General features: G+C 38.5%; 13 protein-coding genes. 6 read left to right on the forward strand and 7 right to left on the reverse strand.

Translation table 11 applies throughout. From position 1 onward, the window contains the following. From D3222_RS19505 to D3222_RS19530, 6 genes are all read right to left on the reverse strand, one after another. Nucleotides 1–229 (reverse strand): transposase (locus tag D3222_RS19505; RefSeq protein ID WP_198672875.1); only part of this gene is annotated, 229 nt, incomplete at its 3' end. A 59-nt stretch (nt 230–288) separates the two neighbouring features. Continuing rightward, entirely contained in the window at nt 289–693 is a 405-nt protein-coding gene (locus D3222_RS19510) for a hypothetical protein (protein WP_198672876.1), read from the reverse strand. Between the two features lie 579 nt (nt 694–1,272). Further along, entirely contained in the window at nt 1,273–2,226 is a 954-nt protein-coding gene (locus D3222_RS19515; protein ID WP_118987621.1) for a methyltransferase, read from the reverse strand. Between the two features lie 488 nt (nt 2,227–2,714). Continuing rightward, nucleotides 2,715–3,668 (reverse strand): methyltransferase, encoded by a 954-nt coding sequence (locus D3222_RS19520; protein ID WP_118987622.1) that lies wholly within the window; start codon nt 3,666–3,668, stop codon nt 2,715–2,717. 591 nt (nt 3,669–4,259) lie between these two features. After that, a complete protein-coding gene (locus tag D3222_RS19525) occupies nt 4,260–5,213 on the reverse strand; it encodes a methyltransferase (RefSeq protein ID WP_118987623.1) in 954 nt (317 codons plus the stop codon). Between the two features lie 595 nt (nt 5,214–5,808). Further along, nucleotides 5,809–6,762 (reverse strand): methyltransferase, encoded by a 954-nt coding sequence (locus D3222_RS19530; protein WP_118987624.1) that lies wholly within the window; start codon nt 6,760–6,762, stop codon nt 5,809–5,811. A gap of 650 nt (nt 6,763–7,412) precedes the next feature. Here D3222_RS19530 and fdhE point away from each other — a divergent pair. The 4 genes from fdhE to D3222_RS19555 all read left to right on the forward strand — a co-directional run bounded on the left by fdhE (nt 7,413) and on the right by D3222_RS19555 (nt 13,416). Next, complete coding sequence (fdhE, locus tag D3222_RS19540; protein WP_118987626.1) at nt 7,413–8,342, forward strand: formate dehydrogenase accessory protein FdhE; 930 nt, start codon at nt 7,413–7,415, stop codon at nt 8,340–8,342. Between the two features lie 21 nt (nt 8,343–8,363). Further along, the gene (selA, locus tag D3222_RS19545; protein ID WP_118987627.1) at nt 8,364–9,755 is read left to right on the forward strand and encodes an L-seryl-tRNA(Sec) selenium transferase; all 1,392 of its coding nucleotides are present in this window, start codon (nt 8,364–8,366) and stop codon (nt 9,753–9,755) included. Nucleotides 9,756–9,788: 33 nt separating this feature from the next. Then, on the forward strand, nt 9,789–11,648 hold the full coding sequence (selB, locus tag D3222_RS19550; protein WP_118987628.1) for a selenocysteine-specific translation elongation factor: 1,860 nt from the start codon (nt 9,789–9,791) through the stop codon (nt 11,646–11,648). Between the two features lie 118 nt (nt 11,649–11,766). Then, entirely contained in the window at nt 11,767–13,416 is a 1,650-nt protein-coding gene (locus tag D3222_RS19555; protein WP_118987629.1) for an LTA synthase family protein, read from the forward strand. Nucleotides 13,417–13,487: 71 nt separating this feature from the next. On the opposite strand, the gene D3222_RS19560 is transcribed toward D3222_RS19555, so the two are convergent. Continuing rightward, entirely contained in the window at nt 13,488–13,643 is a 156-nt protein-coding gene (locus D3222_RS19560; protein ID WP_198672877.1) for a hypothetical protein, read from the reverse strand. Between the two features lie 124 nt (nt 13,644–13,767). On the opposite strand from D3222_RS19560, the gene D3222_RS19565 reads away from it, so the two are divergent. Continuing rightward, the gene (locus tag D3222_RS19565) at nt 13,768–14,007 is read left to right on the forward strand and encodes an HTH-like domain-containing protein (protein ID WP_118987642.1); all 240 of its coding nucleotides are present in this window, start codon (nt 13,768–13,770) and stop codon (nt 14,005–14,007) included. 68 nt (nt 14,008–14,075) lie between these two features. After that, on the forward strand, nt 14,076–16,730 hold the full coding sequence (locus D3222_RS19570) for a TrlF family AAA-like ATPase (RefSeq protein WP_198672878.1): 2,655 nt from the start codon (nt 14,076–14,078) through the stop codon (nt 16,728–16,730). Nucleotides 16,731–16,741 lie beyond the last annotated feature (11 nt).

Raw genomic sequence — 16,741 nt, forward strand, 5'->3', positions numbered from 1 at the left:
TTTTCCAGCGCGCTTGTATACGGCGTTGTTCGGGAGTCAAAGCCTGACCCGCCGGGGTCATCCCCTGTTGTTCAGCTTTATATTGACGTACCCACTTTCCGAGTGTGCTGGTATCTATCCCCAAAGCGCGAGCCACATCAACAACACGTTGCTGATGAAGAATGACTTGCTGAACCGCTTCCAACTTGAATTCAGCGGAATAGTGGCATCTTGGCTGTTTCAATTTCATCATCATACCTCACTTTCACTGTTAATCAGATTAGCAGGCTTGTGAGATGTCCGGAATTCTTATACCACTACACCATCCAAATATTGAAAGAATGGCTTGCCATGTGCCATTTCAAATGCCGATTTGCCATCATCTTCAAATAGGGATTTTCCATACATTAACCAAGCGTTACAATAATCTGAGCAAATTTCAAGCTTTATCATGAATGACTCAAAACTTTCAGGATCGGCAAACACATGACACTCATCAGAAAGCCTGAATTTATTATCGTTACTAACCAACACCCCCATTTCAACTAAGAAATCACATAATCGACTAAACCGAGCATAATTAACACCAGATTTACGGGAAAGCTCGCTTATATCGACATAAACTCCATCTTTAAAGTGAGTAGATAATCCGGTATCAACAAAAGCATGAATTGCAGCTGATCTTCTATTTGATGCTATCAGTTCAGTTAGCATTGAGCCATCCTTTATATCTGTATATTATGAGAAAATTAAGTATTTTATCCAAAATCCAAGAAATAGCATGATGATAGATTGGATATCGCAACAACCTATTTGAAACAAAATGTAATTATTAACTTTGTTATCTTTTCGTGTAAAGGTGCAGTTTACTTTGTTTCCGCATTGTTAAAAGTAAGCTACTAGATTATATTAAATTTGACAAAAAGAAATGATAAAGATCACAATTAGCTCTTTTCAGAACTCTTGATAATTAAATATAAGAAAATAACGTAGTATATATATTACTATTTACATTCATTTATAGAAGAAATAAATAATTATAAAACCTGAAAAATTATAAGGTATTCTTTGAACGTACTATTTCGCAACAGGAAAATAAACATCAATGATTTCCTCTTCAAATATCATCAATGAAAGGTAGTCATACCCTACCCATTATTAATTAAGTTTAATTCAATAATATAAGATGAAAATATAGCATCAGATATTTTGATGCCATATTTGTTATATCTGTTTTCAGAGAAAAAATATCCATATAACTATTTTCTGTGAAGTTCCATAATTATCTGTAATTTATTTTACACCTAACGCTATAATTGAATATTTTTCATTTATATCTTTGATGCCTTTAACAACAAATCCTGACTGGTGAGCTAAATCTTCTAATTCATTCAAATAACGCTCTTTCCCTAATAATAGTACATCCATTAATATATCCGTAGAATCAATTATTTCTAATTGTGATTTTTTCACCGTACCTATCAACAAAACAGTTGCATTATCATCCATAGCTTTTCGGCAGTTCTGCAAAATTAATACTGCGTTATTATCAGACCAATTATGGATAATATTCTTTAAAATATATAAATCATAACTGGATGGAACTGATTTAAAAAAATCTCCGTTTATAAATTCAATATCTTCTAAAACAGGAGTTTCATTATATCTGTCCAATACAGCGTAATGTTTTTCTTTTATTTTTTCATTCATTCTTATCAAAAGATTTCCTTCTCCTCCTCCAACATCTAATATTCTGTTGTGTTGACTAAAATCATAAATATCAAGTATTTTCTCTATTATTTTGTCCGAGTTTTTTGACATAAAAGAATCAAAATTTGATCTGAAAAATTCATGATTATCCAAATATTCAAAGAATGGTTTTCCATGCGCTATTTCAAATGCTGTTTTGCTATTATTCTCATATAAGGATTTTGAATACATTGACCAAGCGTTCCAGTATTCTGGGCTAACTTCGCACCTTATCATCAATGATTCCATACTTTCAGGATCGGCAAGTGCACTGCACTCCTCAGAAAGTGCAACTCCCTCATTGCTGCTAACCAATACCCCTATTTTGATTAAATATTCACATAACCGGCTAAAGCGAGAATGATCAAGACCATATTGACGGGAAAGTTCGCTGATATTTACACAGGCTCCATCTTTAAAGTGAACAGATAAACCCATATCAACAAAAGCATAAATTGCGGTTGATTTTCTACATGATGTAATAAGATCGATTAGCATAGCGTTATCCTTCCATACCCGTTATCTTTCAAGCTGCTGCTTTGTTGGCTGCTTTCACTCACCCCAGTCACATCGTTATCCATACTCCCGGGGACTCGTTCACTTGCCGCCGCGCTGCAACTCGAAATCTATTAGGTATATATAAAACTCGGGAAATACCGTGACGATTGATTAGATATTTTAACAACATATTTTCACCAAATTGTGATTATTAGTTTTGTTATCTTTTCCCTATGAGATAATAAATATTTTATTTACCTTATTTTTCAATCAATTAACTTACTTTAATTGTCCATTATTAGACGTAAACTATTATACTATACTAAATTTGATAAAAATAAACGATGAAGATCACAATTAAATATTTTCATGATATTTGAAAATAAAAATATGGCATCAAATATTTTAATGCCATACTTGTTATAGATTTATCAGACATACAATATCCATATCATTATATTTGGTGAAGCTCCACTATTATCTATAATTTATTTTACACCTAGTTGGATAATTGAATATGATTCGTCTACATCTTTAACATCTTGAATAACCAGTCCTGCCTGGTCAGCCAAATATTCAAATTCCGTTAAATCACGCTCTTTCCCTAAAGATGATACATCCATTAATATATCAAAATATTTAATTATTCTAGCCTGTGGTTTCTTCATTAAGGTTATTAATAACATAGTTGCGCTATTACCCATTGCCTCTCGGCAATTTTCCAAAATGAGTATTGCGTCATTATCAGGCCAATCATGAATAACATTCTTTAGAATATATAAATCGTAACCTGTCGGAATTGATTTAAAAAAATCGCCATCTATAAAATCTATATTTTTGTAAGCAGGAAGTGCATTATATCTGTCCAATACAGCGTAATGTTTTTCTTTTACCTTTTCACTCATTCTTATCAGAAGATTCCCTTCTCCTCCTCCAACATCCAATATTTTATCGTGTTGATTAAAATCATAAATATCAAATAACTTTTCAATCATTTTATCTGAGTCTTTTGACATTAATGAATCAAATTTTGATTTGAGCAATTCATTACTATCCAAATGTTCAAAGAATGGTTTTCCATTCGCTATTTCAAATGCCGATTTACCATTATTTTCAAGTAAGGATTTTGGGTACATTAACCAAGCGTTCCAGAGATCTGAGTTAAATTCCCACTTTGCTATTAATGATTCCATACTCTCAGGATCGGCAAGCACATTACATTCCTCAGAAAGTGCAACTCTATCATTGCTGCTAACCAATACCCCGATTTCAATTAAGAATTCACATAATCTATTAAGTCGTGAATAATCAATACCATATTGGTTGGCAAGTTCGTTGATATCTATATAGGCCCCGTTTTTAAAGTGAACAGACAAACCTGTATCGACAAAAGTATAGATAGCAATTGATTTTCTATATGATGTAATAAGTTCAGCTAGCATTAGTTATCCTTTATATCTTTATCTTATAAAAAGATGAATTATTTTATCTAAAATTCAGAAAATACCATGATGATTTATTAGGTATTCTGACAACTAGAATGAGTTCATTAACTTTACTATCTTTTCTTGATAATATAATGAAGATATCATTCTCCTTATTTTCCAATTAGTTAACTTACTTTGGTTACATATTTATAGGGTTAAAATTGTTAATTATCAGGCTATATTAAACATAATAAAAAGAAATGATGAAGATTACAATTAACTCTTTTAAGGGGTTTTAAAAATCAAATTAAATAATTTAATACGGTTATTTATTCTATTTAAATTATTTTTATTTCCAGCGAATGAATTTTTCTTTCCACTTTAATATTCATATATTTTATTGATATTAAATGCTAATCCCAATAGGCGTAATTGTTGCAGGCAGTTTGAGCACTGCCCAGGTTCAAAATGGCAAATAAAATAGCCCTATTGGGATAGGCAGTAAGTATGTTATCAAATATTTTCATGACATACTTATTATATACTTTTTTAGATAAATAATATCCATATAATTATATTTAATAAAAATATATGATTATCTTTACGTTATTTTACTCCTAGCTGGATAATTGAAGATGATTCATCGATATCTTTAACATCTTGAATAACCAATCCTGCCTGGTTAGCCAAACGTTCGAATTCCGTCAAATAACGCTCTTTTCCTGAAAATAGTACATCCATTAATATGTCCAAATATATCACCATTTTAGATTGTGGTTTTTTCATATAACTTATCAATAAAATAGCTGAACCATTATCCATTGCCTTGCGACAATTTTCTAAAATGAGTATTGCGTTATTATCAGACCAATCGTGAATAATATTCTTTAAAATATATAAATCATAACCTGATGGAATTGATTTTAGAAAATCTCCATTTATAAAATCAATATTTCCCAAAACAGGAATTTCATCATATCTATCTAATACAGCGTAATGTTTTCCTTTTACCTTCTCACTGATTCTTACCAGAAGATTTCCTTCACCTCCTCCAATATCTAATATTCTGTTGTATTGACCAAAATCATAAATATCAAGTAGCTTCTCAATTATTTTATCTGAGCCTTTTGACATTGAAGAATCAAAATTTGATCTGAGTAATTTATTACTCGCTAAATGTTCAAAGAATGATTTTCCATGTGCTATTTCAAATGCCGGTTTTCCATCATTTTCAAGTAAAGATCTTGGATACATTGACCAAGCGTTCCAGCAATCTGGACTCAGTTCCCATTTTACAATTAATGACTCCATACTTTCAGGATCGGCAAGTGCACTGCATTCATCAGAAAGGGTGACTTTATGGCCGTGATTAACCAATACCCCAATTTCAATTAAGAAATCACATAATCGATCAAGTCGAGAATAATCAATACCACATTGACGGGAAAGTTCGTCTATATCTACATAAGCTCCATTTCTAAAGTGAATAGATAAACCTGTATCAACAAAAGCGTGGATTGCGGCTGATTTTCTATACGATGTAATAAGTTCGGCTAGCATTGAGTTATCCTTTATGTCTTTATCTTATAAATAGATGAAATACCATAATGAATAATTGGGTATTCCGATAACTAATATGTGATTATTAGCTTTGTTACCTTTTCTTAGTGAGATAATAAAGATTTCATTATCCTTATTTTCCCATTGTTCAACTTACTTTAATAACGCATTTTTAGGAACAGAATTGTTAACTATCAGACTATATTAAATTCGACAAAAATAAATGACAAAGATCACAATTAACTCTTCTCATAAATTGCTATACCCTTCATCTTTCAAGCTGCTGCTTTGTTGGCTGCTTTCACTCACCCCAGTCACATAGTTATCTATGCTCCTGGGGATTCGTTCACTTGCCGCCTCGCTGCAACTCGAAATCTATTAGGTATAAAATTAAATAGAATTGTTTAATATAGTTATTAATCGTTTTTATTGTCAGAGAATAAATTTACTTTCTATTTTAATACCTATGCATTTAATTATTAACATAAAATAAAAATGTGGCATAAAATATCTTGATGCCACATTTTATATCTATTTTCCAACGATAGAATATGAATATAATCATCTTTGGAAATAACCATAAATCCCTAATAATTTATTTTACCTCTAATTCGATAAGTGAAAATATTTCATCTATATCTTTATAATCTCGAATGACGAGCCCCGCTTGGTTAGCGATATCTTCGAATTCAGACAAATAACGTTGTTTCGCCGAAAATAGCATATCCATTAATATATCCACAGATTTAACTACCAAGGATTGCGGTTTTTTCATTAAGGTTATTATCAGGAGGGTTGTGTTATTATCCATCGCTTCTCGGCAGTTCTTCAAAATGGATATAGCATCATTATCAGGCCAGTTATGGAGAACATTCTTTAAAATATATAAATCATAACCTGTCGGAATTGGTTTAAAAAAATCTCCATTTATGAAGTTTATACCTTCTGAAATAGGCGCTTCATTATATCTGTCCAATACAGCGTAATCTTTTCCTTTGACTTGTTCACTGATTCTGATCAAAAGCTCTCCGTCTCCACCACCCAGATCTAATATTTTGTTATGTTTATTAAAATCATAAATAACAAACAATTCTTTAATTATTTTATTTGTAAATTTTGACATTAAAGCGTCAAAATCTGATTTTAATACCTGATTACTATCCAAATGCTCAAAGAATGATTTCCCATACACCATTTCAAATGCCGATTTTCCATTGTTTTCCAGTAAGGATTTTGGATACATTAACCAAGAATGCCAATGTTCTGGATTGATTTCATATTTTACTGTTAAGAATTCTATGCTATTAGGATCAGCAAGTGCACTGCATTCCTCAGAAAGTGCAACTCTATCATTGCTGCTAACCAATACTCCTATTTCAATTAAGAAATCACATAGTCGATTAAGTCTCGAATAATCAATACCATATTGACTGGCAAGTTTGTTAATATCTACATAAACTCCATTCTTAAAGTGAATAGATAAACCAGCATCAACAAAAGTATAGATTGCAGCTGTTTTTCTATATGACGTAATGAGATCGATTAGCATTGAATTACCCTTTCTGTATTTTTAAATGAGGTTATTATATAAAACATAGATAGTACCACTATAATTAACTATACCCTTCATCTTTCAAGCTGCTGCTTTGTTGGCGACTTTCACTCACCCCAGTCACATCGTTATCTATGCTCCTGGGGATTCGTTCACTTGCCGCCTCGCTGCAACTCGAAATCTATTAGGTATATATATAGTTGAAACACTTTTGGACCTGAGTGTAATTATTAACTTTGATATTTTTTCCTTATGAAGTAATGAAAATTTGATTCACCTTTGATAATTGCTTACTCACTTTAATGATATGTTTTTAGCCGTGAGTTAATTAACTATCAGACTATATAAAATATGATAGAAAGAAATGTTAAAAATCACAATTAACTCTTTTTAGGGATTTTTAAAACTAAATTAAAAGATATGTCTTAACAATACTTTTCTTTCAGAAAATTTATATAAAGAATGAATGGTTATAAAAAAAATTTACAACCATTTCATGAATATATTAATTATTACCGACCACATAATTTCCAGTATTATCTCTGTAGCCCAGAAACCACTTTTGATCTATGCTGAACACTAAAAACAAGCTTCAGATTACTATTAATCTGAAAGCCTCAAAGCAAATAGCAGGAAGATAGAACTTAATGAGTATCCGCATCGTTCCTAAAGAACAACTGAGCAAAGATCGCACCAATGAAAAAGCAGCAGATTATATCCCGCCACTGCTTTTTGCTAATCTGAGAAATCTTTATCCGCGTCGGGCAGAACGCTTGCAACAACTGGCAGAAGAGAGCCCATTAGCTGATTATCTTAACTTTTCAGCTCAAGTTGCCCAAGCTCAGCAAAAAATGTTGCATGATAATCCATTGAAAATGGAGATAGCAGATATCTTAGAAAAATCTGTCATTGAAGGTAAACCGCCTCTGGATTGTAAAACCTTCCAACGTACTGAGCACTGGCAAAAATTACTTCACTCTCTGATAGCAGAATTACTGCCAGATGCATCGGAACATATTAATGCCGTTCTGGACAATCTAGAAAAAGCGTCGGAACAGGAGCTGGAGCAGATGGCCGATGCTCTGCTGAAAAATGAATTCAGTAAAGTCAGCCCTGAAAAAGCACTTTTTATCTGGGCGGCACTTTCCCTCTATTGGGCACAAATGGCAAATCAAATCCCAGGAAAAGCGAGGGCAGAATATGGTGAACATCGTCAGTTTTGCCCGGTTTGCAACAGTATGCCGGTCTCTAGTGTGGTTCAGATTGGCACAACCAGCGGGTTGCGTTATCTGCATTGTAGTTTGTGTGAAAGTGAATGGCATGTGGTACGGGTAAAATGCAGTAATTGCGAACAGACCCGCGATCTTAATTATTGGTCACTGGATAGTGAGCAAGCCGCCGTGAAAGCGGAAAGTTGTGGTGATTGCGGTAGTTATTTGAAAATTCTCTATCAGGAGAAAGATCCAAAAGTTGAAGCTGTTGCTGATGATTTAGCTTCACTTATCCTCGATGCCAAAATGGAAGAGGAAGGTTTTGCCCGCAGTAGCATCAACCCGTTTTTGTTCCTAAATGAGTAATAGTAAGTTGACGGAATTGCCATGACACATAAACCGTGCCTGTTGTACAGCCAGCTCCCCGCCATTGATCGTCTATTACGTGAACCACAGATAGCACCATTCGTGGAACAATATGGACAGACGTTGGTAACTGCAACATTAAGAGGAATGCAGGAGCAGGCCAGAATCTATATCAAGCAGTATCAGGCACTGCCTGATTGGTGTGATAACTGGGCCCTGGCACTTGGCCTGCAATTGGAACAGAAACAAGTTTTGGCTTTAAAGCCGGTGTTCAATCTTAGTGGTACGGTGATTCATACCAATCTTGGCCGAGCATTAATGGCAGAATCAGCGATTGAAGCAGTAACACAAGTGATGCGTTCACCTGTAACGTTGGAATATTCCCTCAATAACGCCGGACGTGGACACCGTGACCATGCTTTGGCGGATTTGCTGTGTGAATTAACCGGGGCGGAAGATGCCTGTATTGTTAATAACAATGCAGCGGCGGTATTGTTATTGTTGGCAACCGTAGCAGACGGTAAGCAAGTTGTGGTTTCTCGTGGTGAACTAGTGGAAATTGGTGGCGCATTTCGTATTCCTGATGTGATGGTTCAAGCAGGATGCCAATTAGTTGAAGTCGGTACAACGAACCGCACTCACCTGAAAGATTATCGGCAAGCGATTAATGAAGAGACCGCTCTCCTCATGAAAGTGCATACCAGTAACTACAATATTGAAGGTTTTACCGTAGAAGTGTCTGGTCGTGAATTGGCCACTCTAGGAATGGCCTCGCAAATTCCTACTGCCATTGATCTGGGTAGTGGTTCCATGATCAATATGGCGCAATATGGATTGCCAGCCGAACCTATGCCCCAGGATTATCTGAATCAGGGCATCGATCTGGTCACTTTCTCTGGTGATAAATTACTGGGGGGACCACAAGCTGGCATTATTCTTGGCAAAAAGCGCTGGATAGAAGCCATCCAGCGTCATCCTCTAAAACGCGCTTTGCGGGCAGATAAGATGACGCTAGCCGCCTTGGAAGCCACATTGCGGTTATATCAGCGCCCCGAACAGCTTTGCCAGCAGTTGCCAACGTTACGTTTGTTAACCCGTTCACAACAACAAATGCATGATATGGCACAACGGCTATTACCTCAGCTCCAAGCACATTACGGCGACCAATTTATTGTTCGTGATGAACCATGTTATTCACAGATTGGCAGTGGCTCATTGCCGGTTGATCGTTTGCCAAGTTGGGCTTTGACTTTTGCTGCCGTTGATAGTCAGGGAAGCTCGTTGGAGCGGTTGGCCCGATGCTGGCGTGGATTAGCGAAACCCGTTATTGGTCGTATCTCTGGCGGGTGTTTATGGCTGGATTTACGCTGCCTTGAAGATGAAAAAGCGCTATTGCAGGCACTATTACTGTAATTTATAGAAATAAAATAATTCTCTGAAACTATTATGATTTTTGCCACTGCCGGCCATGTTGATCATGGTAAAACCACTCTCATTCAAGCGATTACCGGCGTTAATACGGCTCATTTGCCGGAAGAAAAAAAACGGGGTATGACCATCGACTTAGGTTATGCCTATTGGCCGCAATCGGATGGCTCTTCGGTTGGTTTTATCGATGTACCCGGACATGAGAAATTCCTCGCTAATATGTTGGCAGGGATCGGAGGTATCAATCATGTTTTATTGGTGGTTGCCTGTGACGATGGGGTAATGACTCAAACGAGAGAACATTTAGCTATTCTGCGTTTGATTGGCCGCCCGGCCATGACAGTTGCGCTCACTAAAGCGGATCGGGTGGCAGCACAACGAATAGTTGAAGTTCGTCAGCAGATTGAATATGAGCTGGCAACGCAAGGTTGGAGCGAGTTCCTTCTGTTTGTAACGGCTGCAACGGATGAAGAAAGTATTGTCCCTTTGAGGCAGCATCTGTTGCAGTTACATCAGCAAAATAAGCAGCATAAAAAATTATATCAGCGTTTTCGTCTGGCGATAGATCGCGCTTTCAGTGTCAAAGGCGCAGGTCTGGTGGTAACGGGAACGGCATTGGCTGGCCGAGTCAGTGTGGGAGATATCCTCTGGCTGACCGGCCGGGATCAGCAAGTCAGGGTACGTGGCTTACATGCTCAGAATCAACAGACCGATACGGCTCAGGCCGGGCAGCGTATTGCATTGAATATTACTGGTGATGTGAGTAAAGAACAGGTTTCCCGTGGTGACTGGCTACTTTCCCACAAGCCCTTTGAGCACGTAGAGAAAGTACTGGTGGAAGTAGAAACTGATGAACCTTTGCGAAACTGGCAATCACTTCACATTCATCATGCCGCCAGCCATATAACGGGGCGGATTTCATTGCTGAATCAGCTTTCTGATAAGCCTCTGCTGGCTGAATTGGTACTTGATAGCCCATTGTGGTTGGTTGAGGATGATCGACTGATACTGCGAGATATCAGTGCCAGAAAAACACTGGCGGGTGCACGGGTGATAAACCTAAATTCCCCTCGCCGTGGTAAGCGCCAACCAGAATTTTTGTATTGGCTCACTCAGCTTGCCAGAACATCAGATCATGCGGCTAATTTAGCGCTCCATTTGCCACGAGGTGCATTTTCTCTCGACCATTTTTGTTGGGCGCACCAGTTAACGGAAGCCGCTCTCCACCAGCTAATCGTTGATAAGGATGTGATTATTGCCGATGGTATGGTGTTATCACAGAACAATGCCAGGTTAGCAAAGCAGAAGTTGTTACACGTTTTGGCAGAATATCACCAGCAACATGTTGATCAACTGGGTTTAGGCCGGGCACGTTTGAAACGGATGGCACTGCCAACGTTGGATGAAGCACTGGTTTATACTTTGATGGATGCTTTGCTCAGTAGTGGGCAGTTAAAGCAGTTGCATGGTTGGTTATACCTTCCTGAACATGGTTTAGCTTTTAGTGATGAACAGGCAAAATTGTGGCAACAAATAGCCCCCTATTTCACAGATGATCCCTGGTGGGTACGTGACTTGGCTGCCGATTTAAAAGAAGAAGAGGCCAAAATCCGTAGTTTATTGAAAAAATCCGCTCAATTGGGGCATATTATCGCTATTGTTCCTGATCGTTATTATTGCAGCCAACGAATTCAGCAGTTTGCCGAGCTGATTCGTCAATTCAATCAAAATTATGGTGCGATTACCGTTGCCGATTTTCGTGATCAACTCGGTATCGGTCGCAAACTGGCTATTCAGATATTGGAATTTTTTGATCGCAGTGGTTTTACGCGTCGTCAGACCGAGTCACATATTCTCAGAGATAGTGGGCTATTCTGATGATTTTTTTATTTAAAATATAGATGATTTCAGCAAAATTACCGTCTTGTTTCATCGATTTAACTGAGCTGTGTTATTTTTGCCAACCGTGAACCGTCTATTAATTGGATTCAATACGATGAAAAAGAAGATAATATCGGGTGTTTATCTAGGATTATTGTTTATTGCAACTTTAATACTGGTTTTTGAAAAAAGTGAAGATATTTATCCGGCACTGATCGCTGTCGGTGTGTTTGGTGTGATATTTGGCCTTGCGTTTTTTGTGTCAGCCCGGTTACTGTTTTCCGCTGCCTTTACCGGAACACTGTTTATTATCTTCAAATTCCTCAATCAGATAAAAGTTCATTACTACAAAGAGCAGTTGATGTTCTCCGATCTAAACTTGATGTTTGATCCTGCCAATCAGGAAACATTACGCCACTATTGGTTGGCCGGTTTAGGCATTGTCGCGATGTTTATCTGGCTGATCTTTAACATGACGCTGAGCTGGAAAAAATCATCTCCCCTCCGTGGTTTCAAATGGCGTACTGTCGGCTTGGTTCTGGCGGCGTTCTGTACATGGGAAGTGAGCGCTACCGCCAATGGGTTCAGAGAGCAGTGGGAATCTTCACTACCAAAAGGACGTGGTACAGTCACCAATATGGTGATGTCGGCTAAGGATGCCAAATATCATGCGCCGCAGTTTGGGCAATCATCCGATTATTTTCTGCAACAGGCTAAGAATGTCATGCTGCCTGTGCCGCAGTCAGCGATCAAACCTGACGTGGTGATGTTATTACAGGAATCCACCGTGACTCCACATATCTATCAGTTGCCTGATGATACCCGCTTACCTCATCTTTATATGTTTCAGCGGGATTCTGGTGTTAGCGCACAAAGCCCAATGCGGGTGCAAACTTTCGGTGGTGGTACCTGGTTATCTGAATTCTCTGCTCTGACAGGTTTAAACACCGATGATTTTGGCTCACGTAAGAATGCGGTTTTTTATTTTATTGTTGATCATCTGAAATACAGTTTGTTCCGTGAAATGAAACAGAATGGTTATTACACGGTTGTTTTGACGCCATTTAATAAATCGTCTTATCATTCGGGTCATGCCTACCAAACTCTCGGAGTCGATCACATTATTCAGCCACAGGAATTGGGATATCCCGCCAGTCTCGATAAAAATCTGTGGACTATTTCTACCCAAGAGATGTTGAGTTATGTGAAAGACATTTTGGCACGGGAAACGGATAAGCCGCTCTTTATTTTCTCGCTGACTATGTATGAACACGGCCCATATGATGAAGATCACGCTGATGATTACGGGCTTACCGGACATGTGAAAAATTCACAGGCAGTGGGGAAGTTCAGTCACTATATGGAGAAAATCAAAGCTTCTGATCCGGCAATCAAAGATTTCAGTGAGTTTGTTGCTAAACGGGAAAAACCGACCATTTTCCTCTACTTCGGTGATCATCAACCCAATATCAGCTTAAATCAGTACAATGGCGTATTTTCAAACCCGGGTCATATCACCCAGTTTACTATGCGGGATAACTTGCAACAGGGAGAATCTATTCAGACTGATGAACTGACGGATATTTCATTTCTTGGCAGCATGATTATGGAGAGAGCTAAACTGGATGCTTCACCTTTTTATCGCGCGAATATGACAATGCGTCATCTCTGCCGGGGAGCACTGGATGATTGTCAGGATAAAGCGCTAGTGGAAAGTTATAAACACTATATTTATCAGCAACTAGACGTTGCCGGTAAAAAGTAAGGTATAAAACCATAATGTGAGTGGGTGCCATATTTATATGGCACTTGCTGTAGATAATGTTGATGAGAATGTTAATCCCACCCAATTTTCAGGCGCTTTGCTCTGGCTTGTAACCCTCCCAATATCGAGTTACTGATATGAACAGGGAAATCTATAGGCAACTGGCCTCTGACATTCATGACAACTGTATCAACCGTCTCAGCATATTCAGTAAGAATTCTTGCCATCGAATCCTTATCAAATCCAACGGCCTTAGAACGTTTACCAACGCAACTACAGTCTTTCTTGCAGTACGCATATAAATTATATAATTTAGCTAAATTATCTAAATGTTCGATGGTAAAGGTTATGATAAACGAACAAGATATTTACGAAAGGATCAAGCAGGTTTTAGCGAATGCGCCACGCAATCAGTACACGGCTGAGCTGCATTTACAAATGATTAAGTATGCCGATGAACTGAAAAACATTACAGCTAAAGACTTTTGTGAAGGTGTTGGGCTTAGCCAGAGTTTTGGCACTGAGTTCAGTAAAATGCGCAATTTGACGCCGCGTTTGAAAATAGCAGGACTTAATACGGATCTGCTTTAAGACAATTTTGTCGATGTAAATTACCAAAGCCTGAATGATGAATATGCCTGTATAAGTGGAGTATAAGTATGACTATTCAGACCAATAAGCACGCTAAAGCACGTTTTTTCAAGTGTGCATTGCAGGTAAATTCTTCAAGCTACATAAAATATCGGGGGCAGCAACAGGCGCTCTCTGAAGATGATTATAATCAGCAATTGTTAAATGCTTCGCTAAAGATGGGAATTGAAGTCATTGGCCTAGCTGATCATGGGTCGGTGAATGGTTTTGAAAAGATCAAAGATCTCTTTGCACAACATGGAATCGTGGTGTTCCCCGGCTTTGAAGTTGCCTCCAGTGAGAAGATTCACTTCGTTTGCTTGTTTGACGAATCAGCTTCGGTTGATCTGATAAACAGGCATTTGGGAGCATTGGGTGTGGATATAAACCAGCCGGAAGCTCCAGTACAGAAATCTGCCTCGGATATTATTAATTACGTAAACAAGTATGGTTTCATTTTCGCAGCCCACTGTACTAATGATGATGGCGTGTTAAAGCGGCGGATGAATCATGTTTGGCAACATGAAAGGCTGTTGGCTGCTCAGATCCCAGGTTCAGTTGAGGACCTAAAAGGTGTAGAAAGCGACTTTTATCGTAAAGTTTTCCTGAATAAGGATGATAACTATCGCCGCGAGCGGGAAATGGCTGCCATCAATGCCGCTGATGTGGCGAAGCCTGAAGAGATTAAAGCTGATGGCGCTTCTTGTTTAATTAAAATGACCAAGCCCTGCTTCACTTCTTTCAAGCAAGCTTTTTTAGATGCGGGCTCCAGAGTGCGGCTAAATTCAGACAAACCGGAAAACTATGCGTCAGCTATCGAACGTATTCGTTTTGTCGGCGGTTACCTTGATGGTGTGGATATTGAATTATCGGATCACTTAAACGCAGTGATTGGTGGTAGAGGTACGGGCAAATCAACTCTGCTGGAGTGTATTCGCTATGCTTTTGATTTAGAACCTTTTGGTAAAGCATCGAAAGCTCAGCATGACGCTATTGTAAAAAATAACTTAGGTCTCGAAAAAGGCATGGTTGAAGTAAGTGTTCGCTCTGCAACCATGCATGGCCGCATATTTACGGTGAGCCGCAAATATGGAAACCAGCCAGTGGTGAATGAAAACGGCAGAATTTTACCTTATCACCCCAAAGATTTACTGCCTGGCGTTGAACTGTACGGTCAGAATGAAATTTATGAGATGACTCGGGATGAGCAAAGCCGAAACCTACTTATTGAACGATTCTTGGGAAGTGAGCACGAACAGTTTGATAAGGCCATAGCCAAAGTGCTAGTGAGCCTTAAGGATAATCGTGAAACCATTATTCGTGCGCTTAGCCAAAAAGCAGATGTTGAGGCAGAAGTTGAGCGCTTACCCAAGTTATTAGATCAGGCTAAACAATTCCAGACGCTGGGTATTGATGAAAAGTTGAAAGCGATTCCAAAGCTGGAAAAGGAAAAACAACTGAGTGGGAGAGTTAATGAAGAAATTACTCGAATAAAAGAAGCTATCAACATCTTAAAAGACAGTTTGCCAGATACGGTATTTTTAAGCGATGCCAGCTTAGAAGGGTTGCCACACTTAAATCTTTTAAAACAAAAGCGTCAAGTTTTGGAAATGTTAAAGAGCTCTTTAACTCAATGTTTAACCCAAGTTGAGGAGCTCTCCAGTAAAGCCTCGAGTGATTTACTTCCTCTACAGCAACAACTGTTGGAAAGATTGTGTGCGGAAGAAGAACAACTTGAAAATGCATTTAAAGACATACCTACAAGTCAAGGTAAAACGGGGCGGCAGATTGGCGCTGAATATCAAACCTTACTAAAGCAAATTGAACAGATTCGCCCAAAAGAAATTGCCTTGCAAAACCGACAAACCCAACTCAACGAGCTCTATAGTCAGCGCAAGAAACTATTGCTTGAGTTAGATCAGCAGACCAGCGCACGTGCTAGCGCCATGCAGAAGTCGGTTAAACGGCTCACTCGCAAGTTAGATCAGAAGGTACGCCTTAGTCTGAATTCTGAAGGTAACCGCCAAGAATTAGTGAATTTCCTGAGTGATTGCAATTTGGAAGGTGTTGGGCAGAAAAGGCTAGCGTGGGTTTTAGAGGGTGAGTTCACACCAGCTAATCTTGCTGCCACTATTCGCCAAGGTGAGACTGAATTAACCTCCAATTTCGGTATACCTAATTCCGTTGTACGAGCGTTAAGCCGTTTGCCTGAGTATAAACTACTTGAGCTAGAAGAGTTGCAGCTTCCCGATACAATGGCGATTGAGCTGAATATAACTCATGGTGAACGGGAGGCCGTTTTCCGCCCAATTGAGGAATTATCGACCGGCCAACAATGTACGGCGATTTTGCACCTATTGCTATTGGACAACCAAGATCCGCTTATCCTTGATCAGCCGGAAGATAACCTTGATAACGCCTTTATTGCTGAGCGTATCGTTGCTGAGCTGCGCAGAGCCAAGCTAAGCCGACAGTTCTTGTTCGCAACCCACAACGCCAATATTCCGGTATTTGGCGACGCGGAATGGATTGGCGTGTTGAGTGTGGAAGATAACAAAGGGTTGATCCTGCCAGAACAACAGGGTGCGATCGATATGCCAGAAGTGCAAAAACTAGCGGCAGATATATTGGAAGGTGGTGAGAGTGCATTTAATCAACGCCGTGAAAAGTACGGCTTTAACTGAATGCCTTACTT

It is taken from the genome of Photorhabdus sp. CRCIA-P01 (assembly GCF_003545805.1).
GTDB lineage: Bacteria > Pseudomonadota > Gammaproteobacteria > Enterobacterales > Enterobacteriaceae > Photorhabdus > Photorhabdus antumapuensis.